This window comes from Opacimonas viscosa, assembly GCF_024199005.1.
Taxonomy (GTDB): Bacteria; Pseudomonadota; Gammaproteobacteria; order Enterobacterales; family Alteromonadaceae; genus Opacimonas; species Opacimonas viscosa.
Genome location: NZ_JANATA010000364.1, coordinates 1 through 226, shown reverse-complemented (window position 1 = coordinate 226; position 226 = coordinate 1). Strand labels below are relative to the sequence as shown.

The 226-nt window shown below is 56.2% G+C and carries 1 protein-coding gene; it reads left to right on the top strand.

Features of this window, described 5'->3' with window-relative positions; translation table 11 throughout:
• Positions 1-226 (top strand): transglycosylase SLT domain-containing protein (locus NLF92_RS13940; RefSeq protein ID WP_489886397.1); only part of this gene is annotated, 226 nt, incomplete at both ends.

Sequence of the window (226 nt, the reverse complement as noted above, 5' to 3'; positions counted from 1 at the left end):
CGATCTATCAGGAAAGCAAGTTTGTAGCCGATGCGCGGACACCGTTCAAATATGTGCTGGGTGTCATTCCGATGGGCCGCCAATCCAGTGCCTATGGCTATAGTCAGGCGCTGGATGCGACGTGGGATGAATACCGCCGTGCAGAAAACCGCCGCACGGCCAAGCGGGACCGCATTCGCGACGCGAGCGATTTTATGGGTTGGTACATGACCCAAAGCAAAGATCG